The organism is Mycobacterium sp., assembly GCF_002863225.1.
GTDB lineage: Bacteria > Actinomycetota > Actinomycetes > Mycobacteriales > Mycobacteriaceae > Mycobacterium.
The window spans coordinates 1-16,422 of sequence record NZ_PKEK01000047.1 but is presented as its reverse complement, the minus strand read 5'-3'; the positions used below and the strand labels follow the sequence as shown (position 1 = coordinate 16,422).

Below are 16,422 nucleotides of genomic sequence, written 5' to 3'. Positions count from 1 at the left end.
CTAGCGTGCCGGCTTGAGGACGTAGCCGGCGCCGCGGAGCGTGTGGATCATGGGCTCACGCCCGCTGTCGATCTTCTTGCGCAAGTAGGAGATGTACAGCTCGACGATGTTGGAGCGGCCGCCGAAGTCGTAGCTCCACACCCGGTCCAGAATCTGCGCCTTGCTCAGCACCCGCTTGGAGTTGCGCATCATGAAGCGCAGCAGTTCGAACTCGGTGGACGTCAACGAGATCGGCTCGCCCCCGCGCGTCACGTCGTGGCTGTCCTCGTTGAGCACCAGATCCCCGACGACCAACTGTGCGCCGCTGTCCTCGGTCGTCACGCCGGTGCGTCGCAACAGCGCACGCAGCCGCAACACGACCTCTTCGAGGCTGAATGGTTTGGTGACGTAATCGTCGCCGCCGGCGGTCAGACCCGCGATGCGGTCTTCGAGCGCGTCCTTTGCCGTCAACAACAGCACCGGCAGCTGTGGGGTTTCCTCGCGGAGTTTGCGAAGTACGTCGAGCCCGCTCATATCGGGCAGCATCACATCGAGGACGACGACGTCGGGGCGCTGGGTGCGAGCGGAGTCCAGCGCGGACGCGCCGTCACCCGCCGTCGCGATGTTCCAGCCCTCGTAGCGCAGGGCCATCGACACCATCTCGGCGAGGACGGGCTCGTCGTCGACCACCAACACGTTGATCGGGTTCCCGTCGGCGCGCCGCATGACCACGCGCTCGGCTGGGGCCTGAGAAACAGGACTGCGGGGTTGGCTCACAACTATCCAGTATGCGCAGCCCGATGGGGCGTCGCTATGGCGCTGCTATGCGCCAGCTGTGAGCCAACCCGGCCCGCAGGTCAGCGGCTAGAACCAGACTTTGCGGCCACCCACCGGCCGTCCGACTGCGCCGAGGATGAAGAGGATGACACCGATGAGGACCAGAACACCACCGATGGTGTACAGGATGTGGAGGGTCGGAACGACCGCTCCGACGACGATCAAAATAATTCCGAGCACGATCATGATGACTCCCTTTTTCAGTTATTCGAACAGTTATTCAGTTGTTTTTCGAGCCGCCGGCGTCAATACCAGTAACGCCGACCGCCAACCGGGCGGCCGACCGAACCGAGTACCCACAGCACGGCACCAATGACCAGCAGAACAACGCCGATCGTTTGCAGCACAGCCACTTTCAGCACGTAGCCCACAATCAGCAAAATGACGCCCAGACCAATCATGACGCCTCCACTCCGATCAATTGATCAATGCCCTGAGTGGGCATCGAACTGGGTTGCGGTAAGTGGCAATCGGCCACTTTCGGGTTGACTCCCGCGTAATTCAGGGGGCCCACGAGAACTGTGACTGCAATAGTGCTTAGTGTGGCGCAATTCTGATCGGTGTTTTTCAAATAATCCCGCTGGAATGCGGCGATCACGCCGATTACCAGCCAGACGACCACGATCGAACTGATCAAACCTCCACCACGCATCCTGACCTCCATCGATGTCGGGCATAACCGTAGAGCGAAGCTAAGGTACCCACGGCCCCAGATGTCCAAACATTTGGACACATTATCTGAAATACCGACAGATGAGCGTTCCGGCGACCAAGGCCGCACGCTGCGGATTTGCCTGAAGAAGGAGGTCAGATCAGTACTCAGGTACCAAAAGTCAGGTAGAGCAGACTCGGAACGCTGGGACGCGTCAGCAAATCATCGGCGCTGCGCCGCGGTGAACACCACCGGCGGCAGAACGTCCTCGGAGGGAACCCGGCGGCCGTGCCGCGCCAGCAGGTCCGCCATCCCGATCGCGGAGGCATTCCAGCCGTGCCGGCCCAACCAGTCGGCGATCTCGGTGCGCTCCTCGGGGTACCAGAGCTCTTCGACGTCGGGAATCTCGGAGCCGAGCACTTCGGAGGCCGCCGCGCGGAAGCGTGTCGACCGCTCGCGCTGGACGGCGAGCAGATCCGGATTCACTGCGTTTTTCGAGGGCCCGTTGGTGGCCAGGTGACTGCCGGGAGCACTGAGCGAGTCGATCCGCTCGAACAGCGCATCCTGTGCCGTCGCAGGCAGGTAGCGCAGCAAACCCTCGGCCGACCACATCGTCGGCGCCGACGCATCAAAACCCGCCGCCTGCAACGCTTTCGGCCAGTCATCACGCAGATCGACGGCCACACTCACCAGCTCCGCGGTGGGCTCGGCGCCGTGACGTCGTAGCGCGGTCGACTTGAAATCCAGCACCTTCACCTGATCCAGCTCGTAGACCGTGGTGTGGTCCGGCCACGGCAGCCGCCAGGACCGGGAGTCCAGACCGGACGCCAGGATCACCACCTGCCGGATACCGGAGGACACCGCGGCGAGGAACAGCTCGTCGAACCACTTAGTGCGGACCGCCATGAAGTCGACCATGACCTGCTGGTGCAGCCCGACATCGGGGATCCGGTCGGCGAGGGCGGCGGACAGTGCGGGATCCGTCGTCAGACTCCACATGCCCGGACCGGCAGCGTCCAGAAAGACCCGAGCGAACGGATCCCGGATGAGCGGGTTGTCGCTCTCGGTCTCCGCGGCGCGGGCGGCGCACACGCCGAGCGCGGTCGAACCCACACTCTCGGTGATCTCCCAGGAATCGTTGTCGGTCCGCGCCATCGTGATCCTCCCGCTAGTAGCCAGCATCGGACACTACGCGGACCGGCTGTGAGGTCGCTGCGGTAGCTTGCAGGCGTGGAGGAGCTCAAAGCCCCGGACGGCCTCGCAGAGTGGATGTCGGCCCAAGGGCTGGGAGACGGCCCGCTGGAAGACGTCTCGAAGATCACCGGCGGAACGCAGAACATCATGCTGCGCTTCACCCGGGCGGGGCGGCCATATGTGTTGCGACGAGGGCCCAAGCATCTGCGGCCGCGCAGCAACACCGTGATCATGCGGGAGACCGAGGTCTTGGCGGCGCTGGCCGGCAGCGACGTACCGCACCCCCATCTGATCGCCAGCTGCGCCGACACCGACGTTCTCGGTGATGCGGCCTTCTACCTGATGGAGCCGATCGACGGGTTCAACGCCGGCCAAGGATTGCCGGAGTTGCACGCCGGTGACGCAGACGTTCGCTTCGCGATGGGGCTGTCGATGGCCGAGTCGCTGGCGAAGCTCGGTGCCATCGACTACCGGGCCGTGGGCCTGAGCGACTATGGCAAGCCGGACGGCTTCCTGGAACGTCAAGTGCCACGGTGGCTTTCAGAGCTGGAGTCGTACAAAGACTTCGACAACTACCCCGGCCCGGAGATCCCGGGTATCGACGACGTCGCGGCGTGGCTGGACAAGGGCAGGCCGGCGCAATGTACACCCGGCATCCTGCACGGCGACTATCACGCGGCCAACGTGATGTTCTCCCCCACCGGCCCCGAGGTGGTCGCGATCGTCGACTGGGAGATGTCCACCATCGGCGACCCGCTGCTCGACCTCGGCTGGCTGCTGGCCACCTGGGGAGGTTCCGCGGCGTTCGGCGGCACGCTGTTCGAGAAGGGCGGCCTGGCCGCCCCCGGCGACCTCGTCGAGCAGTACGCCCGCAACACCACCCGCGACCTGTCGAACATCACCTGGTACACCGTGCTGGCCTGCTTCAAGCTCGGCATCGTGTTGGAGGGCACGCACGCTCGGGCCTACGCCGGCAAAGCCCCCAAGGAAGTCGGCGACCTGCTACACAGCGCCACCGTCCAACTGTTCGAGCAGGCCCTCACCTTGATGGAAACCCGATGATCGACTTCGACATACCGGCGGACACCGCCGCGCTGCGCGACCAGATTCGCGCGTTCGTCAACGACAAGATCGTCCCGTACGAGACGGATTCGCGGCTCACCCGGCACGGTCCCGACGACGGACTTCGCGCCGAGTTGGTGGAACTGGCCCGCGAAGCCGGGTTGCTGACGTTCCAGGCGCCCAAGCGATTCGGCGGGCGCGAGCCCTCGCACCGCGAGCAGGCGGTGTTGTTCGAGGCCGCCGGCTGGTCGACGTTGGGTCCGATCGCGCTGAACTGCGCGGCGCCCGACGAGGGCAACATGTTCCTGCTCGGCAAGGTCGCGAACGCCGAACAGGTCGAGCAGTACCTGGTGCCGGTGATCGACGGACACCAGCGCTCGGTGTTCGCGATGACCGAGCCCGGCGGCGCGGGATCCGATCCCAACCAACTGAACACCACCGCCGAGTTCGACGGCAGCGACTACCTCATCAACGGCCACAAGTGGCTGATCACCGGTGCGAACGGCGCGCGGACCTGGATCGTCATGGCCCGCGTCGCGCCGAACCCGCACGGCCCTGACGGGCCGACGCTGTTCCTGTGCGAGGGCGGGACCGCCGGCATCACCATCGAGCGGGTGATGAACACGATGGACCGCAACTACGTCGAGGGCCACGGCGTCGTGCGCTTCACCGATCTGCGGTTGCCGGCCTCCGCGGTGCTGGGCGAGGTCGGCCAGGCCCTGCGTTACGCGCAACTACGGCTGGCCCCGGCACGTTTGACGCATTGCATGCGCTGGCTCGGCGCCGCCTCCCGCGCGCAGGCGATCGCGATCCGGCACGCCCGCGAACGCACGGCGTTCGGCAAGACCCTCGGTGAGCACCAAGGTGTCAGCTTCATGATCGCCGACAACGAAATCGCTTTGCAGCAATGCCGACTCGCGATCTGGTGGGCCTGCTGGACGCTGGACATGGGCGACCGGGGCACCGGGCGGCACGAAAGCTCGATGGTCAAGGCTTATGTATCCGAGGAGCTGTTCAAAGTCGCCGACCGTTGCGTCCAAATCCTTGGTGGCATAGGCATTTCCGACGAGACACCGGTCGGCATGATCTTCTCCGACATGCGGGCATTCCGGCTGTACGACGGCCCGACCGAAGTGCACAAGTACGCGATCGCCCGACAGGTCTTGCGCCCCTAGCCGTCAGTCGGCGGGAGCGTTCAGCGCCGCATCGAGGGTGGGGAACAGCGCCACGACGCTGTCCAGGCCGGTCAGCTGAATGGGCCGGGCGGCTGCCGAATTGTTGGCCACCACGGCGATTCGGGTCGTCTTGCCGACCTTCTCGTTGGTGGCCGCCAGAATCCTGAGCCCCACCGACGCCATGAAGGTCACGTCGGACAGCTCGATCGCGAGCACCGCGGGGTCCTGCGCGAGCGCCTCCGCGATCGCCTCCTCGAACGCGAGCGCGGTGCTCAAGTCGATCTCGCCGCCAACGCTCACCACCGCGGCGTCATCCCGCAGTGCGACGGAGGTGGTGATGGGATCCGCAGCTGACAACGGCCATCCTTCATCTGAGGTCTCGTCGCTCGTGGACGGATCCGGTGCCGACCCGAAGCCGCTAGGGAAATTCGCAGAAATAGTACTGCAAGGTCTTACGCCACGCGGCTCGGTTACTCTGAGCCCGAGCCTTATGTCTGCCGCGGAGAACCGGGAGGTTCAATGTCGACGCCACCGCGCCGGTTCTGGTGATGACCGCGCTGGTAGTCACTGCATGACGCCCGACGATTTCCACCACCAGTACGAGGCCGCGCTGCGCGCTCACCTGCAGGCCAGCGGTGCGGACGACCTGGGTGTCGGAAACGAGCTCGGGCGCCAGGCGCTGCACAACGACGTCAGCATGCTCAAGATCGTCGAGCAGCACGCCGGGCTGGTCGACGAACTGGTACAAGAGATTCCGGGCTTCGACAGCGCGGAGGCGTTGGCGTTTCTGCTGCACACCCTTGCTCCGCTGGACGCCGCGACACGTCGATCCGAGGAGCAGCGCGCTCGCGCCGACGATCTGGAGGACCGCGACCAGTTCCGCGACGCCGTGGTGAACTCGCTGCAGGAGGGGTTCTTCGTCTCCGATCGCGGTGGCGCCGTCATCGAGCTCAACGACGCATTCGCCAAGCTCACCGGCTACCCGGCGCAGGGCCTGCCCTACCGGTGGCCGCATCCGTGGCTGGTCGACGAAAAGGCCGCGCGGCTCCAGCAATCGCGGCTGCGGGCAGAGGCCCAGGTCCAGTACGAGACGCCGATCCGGCATCGCGACGGCCGGCTGGTGTGGGTCGCGGCCAACGTCAACCGGGTCAACGTCGACGGCGACGACGACGTCTACGTGGGCACGCTGCGCGACATCACCGCCGAACGCGCCTTCGCCGCGCGGGAAAGCGCGGTGCTGCGGCTGGCCACAGCGGTCAGCGTGGCCAAGAGCATGTCCGAGGTCCTGAAGATCACCCTCGACGAATGCCGGCTGGCACTCGACGTACACCGGGTGGTGGCAGCGGTATGGCCGACCGGCGGTGCCGAACCCACGATCCAGGTTGCCGGTGAACGGCTGCCGTCAGACTGGCGCCATCTCGATCCGACGCTCAGGGAGATCTTCGAGCAGGCCCGCCGGCAGTTGCCGCTCACCGTTCAGCCCATCGAAAGTCCTGATGCCCCAGGCCAATCCAGCGGTATCGTGGCTGTCCTCACCGGCGGCGGCGGTGTCGCACTCTGGCTGGAGCTGCGGGTACCCCGACGGATCAGCGGCGAGGACCGGTTGCTGGTCACCGTGCTGGTCGGCCACCTCGGACTGGCGATCCAGCACGTGCGGCAATTCGAGGCCGTCTCGCGAGACATCGCTGACCCTGCAACACGCCATGCTGGCGCCCACCACCCTTCCGCCCGGCTTCGCGGTTCGCTACGAACCCGCGGTGACACCGCTGGAGATCGGCGGGGACTGGTACGACGTGCTGCGCGTCGGCGACCACCGGATCGGCATCATCGTCGGCGACTGCGTCGGGCGTGGCCTGTCCGCCGCCGCGGTGATGGGCCAACTTCGCAGTTCCGCGCGCGCGTTGCTGCTCACCGGCGCCGAGCCCGCCCGACTGCTCGAGGAGCTCGACGCGGTTGCCGAGCTGATCCCGGATGCGTTCTGCACCACCGTGTTTCTCGCGGTTCTCGACACCGAGTCCGGCGAATTCTCCTACAGCTGCGCCGGCCACCTACCCGCGGTGCTGGCCACCCCCGGCGAAGCGCACACCCTGATCTCGGATGCGCGTTCGGTGCCGTTGGCGGTGCAGCGCAAAGCTTCTCGTCCACAGGCTTCGGTGACCCTGCCGCCGGGCTCGACGCTGATGCTCTACACCGACGGCCTGGTCGAGCGACGCGACGTGCCGCTGGACGACGGAATCGACCACCTCGGCCGAACCGTGGCCGGCGGACCGAGCCTGACCGTCGACGAGGTGGCGGATGCGGCGCTGAGTGCACTGGCGCCGCCGAGCGGATACGACGACGACATCGCGATCGTGGTCTACCGGCGGCCCCACCCGCCGCTGGCGATCCACCGGGTGGTCAACGCCAACCAGCTCGGCGACATCCGGCATGAACTCGCGAAGTGGCTCGGCGGCACCGGGCTCTCCGAGGAGAAGATCGCCGACATTGTGCTGGCGGTCAACGAAGCCGTCGCCAACAGCATCGAACACGGTTACCAGGGCCGCAAACCCGGCAAGATCCGCATCCACGGTGAAAACGACGGCGCCCGAGTCGATCTCAAGATCGCCGACAAGGGCAAATGGAAGCCCGCGGCCACCGACCCGGGTGTGCGCGGGCGCGGCCTGGTGCTGATTCGCGCTGTCAGCGATTGGCTCGAATTGGACTGCACCCCAAAGGGAACCACGGTCACGATGAGCTTCGGCCTGTCGCCGTAGCCGGGTTACGGCAGCACGGTGTGCATCAGCATCACGTCGTACCCGGACCACAGCGAGAGATTGAAGTACAGGTCTTTGCCGCTCGACCACGGATGGATCATCGGCGCGTAGATTCCGCCGGGCATCTGGAAGGACGAGACCAGCGGCTGCTCCGGGCTCCACGGCCCCTCGGGCGAGGGCGCCGTTCGCGCGATGACGTCGTTGTTGCCGCCATTGGTGTAGAGCACCAGGTACTGCTTCAGGTAATCGTTGTACTGCGCTGACATCTCGCCGACCGGACCGGGGAAGATCGGCGTCGCCGCCGACGCGTCGACCGGCACCCAGCCTCGTCCTTCACCGTTCCAGTACTGGTACTTGCCGAGGTCGGGCAACGCGTTGGGCTGCACTCGGGACAGGAACGCGGCGCCGCTGCGGCCGGACGGAGTTCCGAACGAGTACAGGTAGCCGTCCTTGCCCCGCATGAAGGCGGCCATCTGGAAGTTCTCGTTGCCGGGGAAGAAGCGCGCCCCCGGGACGGTGTCCGCGGCGGCCAGCCGGATACTGCCCGGGTAGATGCCCCAACTCTGACCGTTGTCCAGCGACCGCGCGATCCCGGAGTAGTTGGTCGACCATTCGCCGTCGCGGCCCCAGTTCTTGATCGACATGAAGCTCATGTACTGGGTGCGGCCGAGCGAGATCGCCGAGGTCGGGATCATCCCGGTTTCGTGGCTGGCTTTGTGAATGCTGTTGAGCACCTGCTTGGACAGGCCCGGCGCCCACACCGGCGAACCGGAGTAGGGGTTGTTCGGCACGCCATCGGCGACGTGAATTCCGTGCGATAGGTCGTGGTCCTGGCTGCGGAACAACACGTTGTACCGCCACTGCTGGCCGTGCACCGCGCAGTAGCCGAAGGTGTCGCCGAACGCCATCAGTACCTGGCGATTGGCCGGATCACCGTTGTCCCAGGGGATTCCGAGGTCGGTCCCGGATATGCCGAAGCGCTCCAAGGTCCGGTTCGGACTGTTCGGCCCGGTGACGAAGTCGACGAGCGACGTAGGCGCGCCGGCGATACTGGCGGGCGGGGCCGGTTGCACCGGAACCGCCTCCGGCACAGCCTGATTCACGTTCGGCGACTGCGGGGTGGCGGCGCCGGGTACCGGCGGAACGGGCGTCACCGCGGCCTGTAGTTGTGCCGGCCGCTGCGGAATGGCCTTGAGCAGGCCCGAGATCAGCGGGCCCAGTTTGGGTAGCGGTGCGTTGTCGTTGGCGCCGCGCGGCTTGCGTCCGGTCGGCGGTGCGACCGGGCCGGGTGACGGCATGGTCGGCATTCCGGCGGGCGGCGGGACGTTGGCCTCGGGGCTGCTGCAGGGCACCGCGCGTGCCACCGGCGCGTTGCCGACCGGCACCATGAGCCCGATCACGGTCACCGAGGCGACCGATACCGAAACGACTCGACGAATCGCCGACATGTCCCACCTCTCCAGGGGTCGAGCCGTCGCCGCTGAATCACGCAGGATCCCGTTGACGTTCGCAGTTGCTCATGTGACGATAGTTTCGAATGTTGCAGTTGAAACCTCTGATGTTTCAATGGGTACGCATCCGTGACCGTGTCGCAATAAGGTAGTTCGCATGGCGCGCAAAGCCTTTGCCCACGACGCAGTGGTCTTGATGCATGACGGGGACAGCCCCGATGCCCTCGGCGGCGCGATCGCCAAAGCATTGTGCGGCGGCTGGGACCACCCGCCACCGTGCCCGCTCGCGCCGCACTACGTCAGCAATGTCGCCGACGGCGAAACCATAGCGCTACGAGTGGTTTTCGCGACCGAACCGGCGAACGAGCAGCGGGTACGCGCTCTGATCGGCGAAGCGCTGGCGACCGGACGGTTGAGGGTTCCCGACGGCGGGCTCGCGCACTGGGAGTTGCGGTCGGCGGCGGTGGGCAGTCTGCGCGCCGACGAGGCGGACCTCGCCGCGAATCTGATCGCGCACTGAGGGGCTGACGCCACGGAAGCGTCGATGCCGCTGAGTGCGCCCGAAGGGATTCGAACCCCTAACCTTCTGATCCGTAGTCAGATGCTCTATCCGTTGAGCTACGGGCGCCTGTGTTCAGTTGTCTTGTCCAGCGGAGGCGAGAGGATTTGAACCTCCGGTCCCCGGTAAGGGGGACAACTCATTAGCAGTGAGTCCCATTCGGCCGCTCTGGCACGCCTCCTTGGCCGTCTGAGGGTACCGGAATCGAAACGCACTCTCGGAACCGCCGCGGAGCACAGCGTACACAGGCCCGACATATGCTGTCGAAATGACTGCTCGCCTTCGTCCCGAAATGGCCGAGCTGCCTGCCTACGTTCCCGGTAAGACCGTTCCTGGCGCGATCAAGCTGGCCAGCAACGAGACGGTCTTCGGCCCGCTACCCGCCGTCCGCGCCGCCATCGAGCACTCGGCCGATGCGATCAACCGGTACCCGGACAACGGCTGCGTCGAGCTCAAGTCGGCGTTGGCCAAGCATCTGAACTCCGGTCGGGTCGGCAGCGCCGGCGGCTGGGGCCCCGAGCACATCGCCGTCGGCAGCGGATCGGTGAGCCTGTGTCAGCAGCTCATCCAGATCACCGCGACGGCGGGCGACGAGGTGCTGTTCGGCTGGCGCAGCTTCGAGATCTACCCGCTGCAGGTCCGCCTTGCCGGGGCCACCGCCGTGCAGGTGCCGTTGACCGACCACACCTTCGACCTGGACGCCATGCTGGCCGCGGTCACCGACCGGACCCGGCTGATCTTCGTGTGCAATCCCAACAACCCCACCTCGACGGTGGTGGATCCCGATGCGCTGACCCGATTCGTCGAGGCGGTGCCCTCGCACATCCCCATCGCGATCGACGAGGCCTACGTCGAGTACATCCGCGACGGGTTACTGCCGGACAGCCTCGCGCTGGTTCGTGAACACAGCAATGTCGTTGTGCTCCGCACGTTTTCGAAGGCGTACGGTCTGGCCGGACTGCGGGTGGGCTATGCGGCCGGTCATCCCGACCTGATCACCGCGCTGGACAAGGCCTATGTGCCGTTCACCGCGACCAGCATCTCGCAGGTGGCGGCCATTGCCTCGCTGGACGCAGCCGACGAGTTGCTGGCCCGCACCGACGCGGTGGTGGCCGAGCGCGGCCGGGTCAGCGACGCTCTACGCGCGGCGGGGTTCACCCTGCCGTCGTCGCAGACGAACTTCGTGTGGCTGCCGCTGGGGTCGCGCACCGCGGACTTCGTGGAGCGGGCCGCGGCCGCGCAGATCGTGGTCCGGCCGTACGGCACCGACGGGGTCCGGGTGACGATCGGCGCGCCGGAGGAGAACGACGCTCTGTTGAAATTCGCGCAGGACTGGATCTGAGGGGACGGGCATGAGTGAGACGTTGGCGCGCAAGAAGTTCGACGAATTCAAGAGTCGCACCGACTCCATTGCCGATGCCGAGCTGGACGATTATTGGGCCGGCCTTCCGCCGGCCACCGTCGACGGGATGATCGGCGAGTGGAAGGGCGGCGAGTTCGTCACCGGCCACCGGATGAACGGTCAGCTCGAGAAGTCCCGCTGGTTCGGCAAGACGTTCAACTCCCCCGCCGACGTGCAGCCGTTGGTCTGCCTCGACGACGACGGCAACCGCTTCTCCAACGTCAAGATGGGCAAGGGCGAGGCGAGCCTGTGGCTCGAGGAGTTCCGTGGCGAAGTCACCGCCACCATGGTCTACGACGGCCAGCCGGTGCACGATCACTTCAAGCAGGTCGACGACCAGACGGTGATGGGCATCATGAACGGCAAGGGCGTCGTCGACAACGGCAGGTATTTCTACTTCTACCTCGAGCGCGTCTAGCGTCCGCGGGCCGGATCGCGGCCGGTGAACGCCGCCAACCGGTCGAAGGCGCTGGCCTTGTCCGGCGGCTCGACGGGCTGAGCGAATTCGCCGCTGGCCCGTCGCTCGGGGGTGACGAACTTCTCGGCGAGCTCCAGCACGTAGTTCGCCAGCGAATCGGGAACGTCCGCCGATATCCCTGTCGCCGCGGCGTAGTCCCACCCGTGCACGAGCATGCCGAAAGCCAGGACCCCGGCCAGCGTCCGCACGGGCGCCTCGCTGCCGCGCCAGGTGACGGAGCCATCCAGTCCGTGCCGCAGATGGAAGGCATCCAGGGTCGCGCGGCCGACGGCAACGAGCTGACGCTCGACCGTGTCGTCGGGATCGCGCGCCGGGAGGTCGGCGTCCACTGCGGCTCCGATCGAACCGATCGTCTCGACCAGGTGTTCGGTCAGCTGCGCGACGTCGAAGTCCTCGCTTGCCGTCGGACGTGACAGATCGTCACGAGAGATCGGATGGACGATGTGCTGCAACACCCCCAGCGCCGCTTCCGCCGCACGCAGCTCGTCAGCGGGTGGTGAGTCGGGTCCGGGGCGCAGGTCGGAGGGCATGAAATCCACGGTACGGTCTCGTCCATGGGCCAGCCATACGAATCCGTGCTCGTCGAAACCAAGGACCACGTCGCCCAGGTGACGCTGATCGGGCCGGGCAAGGGTAACGCGATGGGCCCGGCGTTCTGGGCGGAGCTTCCCGAGTTGTTCGCCGAACTCGACGCCGACCCGGACGTGCGCGCGATCGTGCTGACCGGGTCCGGTCGCAACTTCAGCTACGGCCTCGATCTGCCAGCGATGGGCGGCACGCTGGCGCCGGTGCTGGCCGACGGCGCGATGGCTGGCCCGCGCAGCGAGTTCCATCGCGAGGTGATGCGGATGCAGGGCAGCATCAGCGCCGTCGCAGACTGCCGCACGCCGACGGTCGCGGCGATCCACGGCTGGTGCATCGGTGGTGGGGTCGACCTGATATCCGCTGTCGACATCCGCTATGCCAGCGCTGACGCGAAGTTCTCGGTCCGCGAGGTCAAGCTCGCGATCGTCGCCGACGTCGGCAGCCTGGCCCGGCTGCCGCTGATCCTGTCCGACGGCCATCTCCGCGAACTCGCGCTCACCGGCAAGGACATCGACGCCGCGCGCGCCGAGAAGATCGGTCTGGTCAACGACGTATTCGCCGACCCCGACGCCACTTTGCAGGCGGCCCACGCGACCGCCGCCGAGATTGCCGCCAACCCACCGCTGACCGTCCACGGCATCAAGGATGTCCTTGACCAGCAACGGATTTCACAGGTCTCGGCGAGCCTGCGCTATGTGGCGGCGTGGAATGCGGCGTTCCTGCCGTCGAAGGACCTGTCTGAAGGCATCACCGCGACCTTCGAGAAGAGGCCACCCAACTTCACCGGGGAGTGAGGCGGTTCGCCAACTCCCCAGCGGGTAACCGGTGACGATGGCTACCTATCGAGTACTCAACCCGCACGGCGACGTCGTCGACACCAAGGACATCGAGAGCGCTGAAGATGCGCACGCCTGGTTCGTCGACTCCAAGGCTGACAACTCCGAGCTCGGCTGGCGGATGGAAGTCGAATCCGATGGCAACTGGCGCTTTTTCGACGACACCGAGGGCGATCGGGCCTAGACACCGAGCGCCTCCGCACTCAGGGCGCTTCATTGTCGTCGTCACGTAGCAATTTTTCCGGGTGGTGAAAGCTGTTGGTGCGGGGTTGGCCGTGGTCGAGATGCGGTGGTGGGATCCATTCGGTTTGGCCTCGGGCGTTGTTGCGGGTGGTCCAGCCCTTCTCGGTGAGGTCGTGGTTGGGGCCGCAGGTCAGGCTCATGGTGTTGACGTCGGTTTCGGGGTTGCGCCTGTAGGGGTCGTTGTGGTGGACCTGGCACTGGTTGGCGGGCACGGTGCAGCCGGGGAAGGTGCAGCCGCGGTCTCTGGCGTGTAACACGATTCGCTGGGCTGGGGAGGCGAGGCGTTTGGTGTGATACAGCGCGAGTGCTTTGCCGTGGTTGAAGATGGCCAGGTAGTGGTGGGCGTGGGAGGCCAGGCGGATCACGTCGGTCATGGGTAGCAGGGTGCCGCCGCTGGTGAGTCCGCGGCCGGCGCCGGCTTCGAGTTCTTGCAGGGTGGTGGTGACGATGATCGAGGTGGGGAGCCCGTTGTGCTGACCCAACTCACCGGAGGCGAGTAGTGCGCGGGCGGCGGCGAGGAGCGCGTCGTGGTGGCGTTGCCCGGCGGTGCGGGTGTCACCCTGGATGGCGGCTTGGGATGGTGTCCCACTGATGCAGGGTGTGTCGTCGGCCGGGTTGCACATCCCGGGGGCGGCGAGTTTGGCGAAGACGGCGTCGAGGGTGGCGCGGGCTTCGGGGGTGAGCCAGCCGCTGATCGGGGACATCCCGTCGATGTCTTGTTGACCGATCGTCAGGCCGCGACGCCGGGCGCGGTCGGTGTCGGTGAAGTCGCCGTCGGGGTTGAGGCAGTCCATCAGGGTGTCGGCCAGCTTGGCCAGCTCATCGGGGCGGTGCTCGCCGGCGAGCCGGGCCAGCTGCGCCTCGGCGGTAGCGCGGGTGTCCACGTCGACGAAGTCGGGGATCCGGTGCCAGAAACTGCGAATCACCGCGACGTGGCCAGCACCGAGGTCGCCGTTGCGTTGCGCGGCCGCCGTCGCCGCAAGCACCGGCGCCAGTGGTTCGCCGTTGAGCGCGCGGCGCTCACCGAGGTCCGCAGCTTCATGCATACGTCGGGAGGCGTCGGTACGGCTGATCCGTAACCGGTTGGCCAGCACCGGCGCCAACTTCCCGCCCAGCACGGCCGGCTCGACCACGGCCAGCTCGTTGATCAGCGCGTGCTCGATCGCGGGTTGGGCGCGGCGAAACCCCTCGAAGCGCTCCAACACGCTGAGCCGTTCAGGGGTGGTGAGCGCGTCGAACGTGAGGTCCAGGGCGCGTTTGTAGGCGGCGTCGAGCGCGTCGAGAACCTCGACGACCTCTTCCCGACTACTAGAACGCATGTTCGAATAATAGCGATGGGCGCCGACATCAGTGCTCACCAAAGTCCGATTGTGGATAACCGTGCAACTGTGGATAACGGCGGCCCGCACCACCCACGTACCCTCGCGGGCATGGACGACTCACAGGGCAGGATCCACGTCCCAGCCGACCTAGAATCTGTCACCGCGATCGGCGACGAGGACCACTCCGGCATCGACCCACGGGCCGTCGAGCGGATCTGGGACGCCGCTCGGCACTGGTACCAGGCCGGTATGCACCCGGCCATCCAGGTCTGCCTCCGACACAACGGCAGGGTCGTGTTGAACCGGGCGATCGGTCACGGTTGGGGCAACGCGCCCACCGACGCACCGGACGCCGAGAAGGTCCCCGTCCGCACCGACACACCGTTCTGCGTCTACTCCTCCGCCAAGGCCATCACCGCGACCGTCGTGCACATGCTGGTCGAGCGCGGTCATTTCTCGCTCGACGACCGGGTCTGCCAGTACATCCCGACTTACACCAGTCACGGCAAGGACCGCACCACCATCCGGCACGTGATCACCCACAGCGCGGGTGTCCCCTTCCCCACCGGTCCGAGGCCTGACCTCAAGCGAGCCGACGACCACGAGTACGCCCAAGAGCAGCTCAGCAATCTGCGGCCGATCTACCGGCCGGGTCTGGTGCACATCTATCACGCGCTGACATGGGGCCCACTGATGCGCGAAATCGTCTACGCCGCAACCGGTAAGGACATCCGCGACATCCTGGCCACCGAGATACTCGATCCACTGAAGTTCCGCTGGACCAATTTCGGCGTGGCAGAAGAAGACATCCCATTGGTCGCGCACAGCCATCCCACCGGCAACCCGCTGCTGCCCGCGCCGATCGCCGCGGCCTTCCGCAAGGCGGTCGGCGGCACGACGCACGAGATCATCCCGATCACCAACACGCCGCTGTTCCTCAAGACCGTTGTCCCGTCGTCCAACACGATCTCGAACGCCGACGAGATGTCGCGGTTTGCCGAGATATGGCTTCGCGGAGGAGAACTCGACGGTGTCCGGGTGATGAGCCCGGAGACAGTGCGCGCCGCGGCCAAACAGTGCCGACGACTGCGACCCGACGTCGCGACGGGACTGCTGCCGGCCCGCTGGGGCACCGGATTTCAGCTGGGCACAAAGAGATTCGGCCCTTTCGGCCGCGGAGCTCCACATGCGTTCGGCCATCTGGGACTGGTCAACTGCGCGATTTGGAATGACCCCGAGCGCGGCCTGGCCGCGGGTGTGGTGAGCAGCGGCAAGCCCGGCCGGGATCCGGAGGTCAAGCGCTACACAGCCCTGATGGACCGCATCGCCGCAGAGATCCCGCGCGTTTAGCGAACCTGCGCGATAGTTAGGCGGTGCAACCGCAATATCCCTACTACCCGGGGTATCAACCGGCCTACCCACCGCCCGCGCCGCCGCGGCGGCACACGGTGGTCGACATCACCCTGACCGTCATCTTGTCCGTGCTCGCCGTTCTAGCAGCGTTGACCGCGGTGACGCTCTCGTTTTTCTTCGTGATGGCCACCGACTCGTGCGGGTCCCGCCGGTGTGACTACGACGCGCTGGGCACCGCCTACGTGATCACCTGGGGCGGCGTCGGGCTCGCGATCCTGGTCGGCGCCGTGGGGATCATCGTCACAGCTATCGGCAAGTGGACGATGTGGATCTGGCCGGCGGTGTCGTTGCTGCTGGTCGCCCTCTCCACCGGAATCGGCCTGCACCTGGCCTATTCGGTCATGCACCAGGGCTAGCAGCGGTGGCGGAGGTGTGTGAGTTCATGACATAGGTGACAGATGAGTCGCGTCATGGGTTACATCAGCGATGACCGGTGATGAGTCGGGTCATAGGTGACAGTCATGGCTCATGTCGAAAGCGC

General features: G+C 66.3%; 18 protein-coding genes, 2 tRNA genes and 1 pseudogene. 10 read left to right on the top strand and 11 right to left on the bottom strand.

What is annotated here, in order from left to right; genetic code table 11:
* The 5 genes from CYU59_RS14230 to CYU59_RS14210 form a co-directional block, all read right to left on the bottom strand.
* The gene (locus CYU59_RS14230; protein ID WP_292990619.1) at positions 1-705 is read right to left on the bottom strand and encodes a response regulator transcription factor; all 705 of its coding nucleotides are present in this window, start codon (positions 703-705) and stop codon (positions 1-3) included.
* Positions 706-843: 138 nt separating this feature from the next.
* A complete protein-coding gene (locus CYU59_RS14225; RefSeq protein ID WP_292990577.1) occupies positions 844-1,002 on the bottom strand; it encodes a DUF6131 family protein in 159 nt (52 codons plus the stop codon).
* Positions 1,003-1,061: 59 nt separating this feature from the next.
* Entirely contained in the window at positions 1,062-1,217 is a 156-nt protein-coding gene (locus CYU59_RS14220; RefSeq protein ID WP_292990575.1) for a DUF6131 family protein, read from the bottom strand.
* Entirely contained in the window at positions 1,214-1,480 is a 267-nt protein-coding gene (locus tag CYU59_RS14215; RefSeq protein WP_292990573.1) for a hypothetical protein, read from the bottom strand. The genes CYU59_RS14220 and CYU59_RS14215 overlap by 4 nt, the downstream gene beginning before the upstream one ends.
* Before the next feature lie 210 nt (positions 1,481-1,690).
* Positions 1,691-2,623: a class I SAM-dependent methyltransferase gene (locus CYU59_RS14210; RefSeq protein WP_292990571.1), complete on the bottom strand. Its 933-nt coding sequence runs from the start codon at positions 2,621-2,623 to the stop codon at positions 1,691-1,693.
* Positions 2,624-2,737: 114 nt separating this feature from the next.
* On the opposite strand from CYU59_RS14210, the gene CYU59_RS14205 reads away from it, so the two are divergent.
* Positions 2,738-3,724, top strand: a complete 987-nt coding sequence (locus CYU59_RS14205) for a phosphotransferase family protein (RefSeq protein ID WP_292990616.1) — start codon at positions 2,738-2,740, stop codon at positions 3,722-3,724.
* Positions 3,721-4,899 carry an acyl-CoA dehydrogenase gene (locus CYU59_RS14200; protein ID WP_292990569.1) on the top strand — a complete coding sequence of 393 codons (1,179 nt, stop codon included), beginning with the start codon at positions 3,721-3,723 and terminating at the stop codon, positions 4,897-4,899. The genes CYU59_RS14205 and CYU59_RS14200 overlap by 4 nt, the downstream gene beginning before the upstream one ends.
* Before the next feature lie 3 nt (positions 4,900-4,902).
* Here the strand turns inward: CYU59_RS14200 and CYU59_RS14195 are convergent, their stop codons facing one another.
* The gene (locus CYU59_RS14195; RefSeq protein ID WP_292990567.1) at positions 4,903-5,256 is read right to left on the bottom strand and encodes an STAS domain-containing protein; all 354 of its coding nucleotides are present in this window, start codon (positions 5,254-5,256) and stop codon (positions 4,903-4,905) included.
* 214 nt (positions 5,257-5,470) lie between these two features.
* Here CYU59_RS14195 and CYU59_RS14190 point away from each other — a divergent pair.
* A pseudogene (locus tag CYU59_RS14190) lies at positions 5,471-7,652 on the top strand (SpoIIE family protein phosphatase).
* A gap of 5 nt (positions 7,653-7,657) precedes the next feature.
* On the opposite strand, the gene CYU59_RS14185 reads toward CYU59_RS14190, so the two are convergent.
* A complete protein-coding gene (locus tag CYU59_RS14185) occupies positions 7,658-9,100 on the bottom strand; it encodes a DUF4185 domain-containing protein (RefSeq protein WP_292990565.1) in 1,443 nt (480 codons plus the stop codon).
* A 160-nt stretch (positions 9,101-9,260) separates the two neighbouring features.
* Here CYU59_RS14185 and CYU59_RS14180 point away from each other — a divergent pair, with 160 nt between their 5' ends.
* Positions 9,261-9,623, top strand: a complete 363-nt coding sequence (locus CYU59_RS14180; RefSeq protein WP_292990564.1) for a hypothetical protein — start codon at positions 9,261-9,263, stop codon at positions 9,621-9,623.
* A 35-nt stretch (positions 9,624-9,658) separates the two neighbouring features.
* On the opposite strand, the gene CYU59_RS14175 is transcribed toward CYU59_RS14180, so the two are convergent.
* Together CYU59_RS14175 and CYU59_RS14170 are read right to left on the bottom strand one after the other, a co-directional pair.
* A tRNA-Arg gene (locus tag CYU59_RS14175) sits at positions 9,659-9,731 on the bottom strand.
* Positions 9,732-9,754: 23 nt separating this feature from the next.
* Positions 9,755-9,843, bottom strand: a tRNA-Ser gene (locus tag CYU59_RS14170).
* An 87-nt stretch (positions 9,844-9,930) separates the two neighbouring features.
* Here CYU59_RS14170 and CYU59_RS14165 point away from each other — a divergent pair.
* Both CYU59_RS14165 and CYU59_RS14160 read left to right on the top strand, forming a co-directional pair.
* Positions 9,931-11,004 (top strand): pyridoxal phosphate-dependent aminotransferase, encoded by a 1,074-nt coding sequence (locus CYU59_RS14165; RefSeq protein ID WP_292990562.1) that lies wholly within the window; start codon positions 9,931-9,933, stop codon positions 11,002-11,004.
* A gap of 10 nt (positions 11,005-11,014) precedes the next feature.
* On the top strand, positions 11,015-11,482 hold the full coding sequence (locus CYU59_RS14160) for a DUF4334 domain-containing protein (protein WP_292990560.1): 468 nt from the start codon (positions 11,015-11,017) through the stop codon (positions 11,480-11,482).
* On the opposite strand, the gene CYU59_RS14155 is transcribed toward CYU59_RS14160, so the two are convergent.
* Positions 11,479-12,072: a TIGR03086 family metal-binding protein gene (locus CYU59_RS14155; protein ID WP_292990558.1), complete on the bottom strand. Its 594-nt coding sequence runs from the start codon at positions 12,070-12,072 to the stop codon at positions 11,479-11,481. The genes CYU59_RS14160 and CYU59_RS14155 overlap by 4 nt on opposite strands.
* Before the next feature lie 24 nt (positions 12,073-12,096).
* On the opposite strand from CYU59_RS14155, the gene CYU59_RS14150 reads away from it, so the two are divergent.
* Both CYU59_RS14150 and CYU59_RS14145 read left to right on the top strand, forming a co-directional pair.
* A complete protein-coding gene (locus CYU59_RS14150) occupies positions 12,097-12,921 on the top strand; it encodes a crotonase/enoyl-CoA hydratase family protein (protein WP_292990556.1) in 825 nt (274 codons plus the stop codon).
* 37 nt (positions 12,922-12,958) lie between these two features.
* Positions 12,959-13,147: a hypothetical protein gene (locus CYU59_RS14145; protein ID WP_292990554.1), complete on the top strand. Its 189-nt coding sequence runs from the start codon at positions 12,959-12,961 to the stop codon at positions 13,145-13,147.
* Positions 13,148-13,166: 19 nt separating this feature from the next.
* Here CYU59_RS14145 and CYU59_RS14140 read toward each other — a convergent pair whose 3' ends face one another.
* Positions 13,167-14,525, bottom strand: a complete 1,359-nt coding sequence (locus CYU59_RS14140) for an HNH endonuclease signature motif containing protein (RefSeq protein WP_292990552.1) — start codon at positions 14,523-14,525, stop codon at positions 13,167-13,169.
* Between the two features lie 111 nt (positions 14,526-14,636).
* On the opposite strand from CYU59_RS14140, the gene lipE reads away from it, so the two are divergent.
* Together lipE and CYU59_RS14130 are read left to right on the top strand one after the other, a co-directional pair.
* Positions 14,637-15,878: a lipase LipE gene (lipE, locus tag CYU59_RS14135; RefSeq protein WP_292990550.1), complete on the top strand. Its 1,242-nt coding sequence runs from the start codon at positions 14,637-14,639 to the stop codon at positions 15,876-15,878.
* A gap of 23 nt (positions 15,879-15,901) precedes the next feature.
* Complete coding sequence (locus CYU59_RS14130) at positions 15,902-16,297, top strand: hypothetical protein (protein WP_292990548.1); 396 nt, start codon at positions 15,902-15,904, stop codon at positions 16,295-16,297.
* The last annotated feature ends 125 nt before the right edge of the window (positions 16,298-16,422 follow it).

Bases quoted from the DNA above. Each gene is read 5' to 3' on its own strand.
- CYU59_RS14230 (WP_292990619.1), bottom strand. From the start codon at position 705: ATGCGGCGCGCCGACGGGAACCCGATCAACGTGTTGGTGGTCGACGAC.
- CYU59_RS14225 (WP_292990577.1), bottom strand. From the start codon at position 1,002: ATGATCGTGCTCGGAATTATTTTGATCGTCGTCGGAGCGGTCGTTCCG.
- CYU59_RS14220 (WP_292990575.1), bottom strand. From the start codon at position 1,217: ATGATTGGTCTGGGCGTCATTTTGCTGATTGTGGGCTACGTGCTGAAA.
- CYU59_RS14215 (WP_292990573.1), bottom strand. From the start codon at position 1,480: ATGGAGGTCAGGATGCGTGGTGGAGGTTTGATCAGTTCGATCGTGGTC.
- CYU59_RS14210 (WP_292990571.1), bottom strand. From the start codon at position 2,623: ATGGCGCGGACCGACAACGATTCCTGGGAGATCACCGAGAGTGTGGGT.
- CYU59_RS14205 (WP_292990616.1), top strand. From the start codon at position 2,738: ATGTCGGCCCAAGGGCTGGGAGACGGCCCGCTGGAAGACGTCTCGAAG.
- CYU59_RS14200 (WP_292990569.1), top strand. From the start codon at position 3,721: ATGATCGACTTCGACATACCGGCGGACACCGCCGCGCTGCGCGACCAG.
- CYU59_RS14185 (WP_292990565.1), bottom strand. From the start codon at position 9,100: ATGTCGGCGATTCGTCGAGTCGTTTCGGTATCGGTCGCCTCGGTGACC.
- CYU59_RS14180 (WP_292990564.1), top strand. From the start codon at position 9,261: ATGGCGCGCAAAGCCTTTGCCCACGACGCAGTGGTCTTGATGCATGAC.
- CYU59_RS14165 (WP_292990562.1), top strand. From the start codon at position 9,931: ATGACTGCTCGCCTTCGTCCCGAAATGGCCGAGCTGCCTGCCTACGTT.
- CYU59_RS14160 (WP_292990560.1), top strand. From the start codon at position 11,015: ATGAGTGAGACGTTGGCGCGCAAGAAGTTCGACGAATTCAAGAGTCGC.
- CYU59_RS14155 (WP_292990558.1), bottom strand. From the start codon at position 12,072: ATGCCCTCCGACCTGCGCCCCGGACCCGACTCACCACCCGCTGACGAG.
- CYU59_RS14150 (WP_292990556.1), top strand. From the start codon at position 12,097: ATGGGCCAGCCATACGAATCCGTGCTCGTCGAAACCAAGGACCACGTC.
- CYU59_RS14145 (WP_292990554.1), top strand. From the start codon at position 12,959: ATGGCTACCTATCGAGTACTCAACCCGCACGGCGACGTCGTCGACACC.
- CYU59_RS14140 (WP_292990552.1), bottom strand. From the start codon at position 14,525: ATGCGTTCTAGTAGTCGGGAAGAGGTCGTCGAGGTTCTCGACGCGCTC.
- lipE (WP_292990550.1), top strand. From the start codon at position 14,637: ATGGACGACTCACAGGGCAGGATCCACGTCCCAGCCGACCTAGAATCT.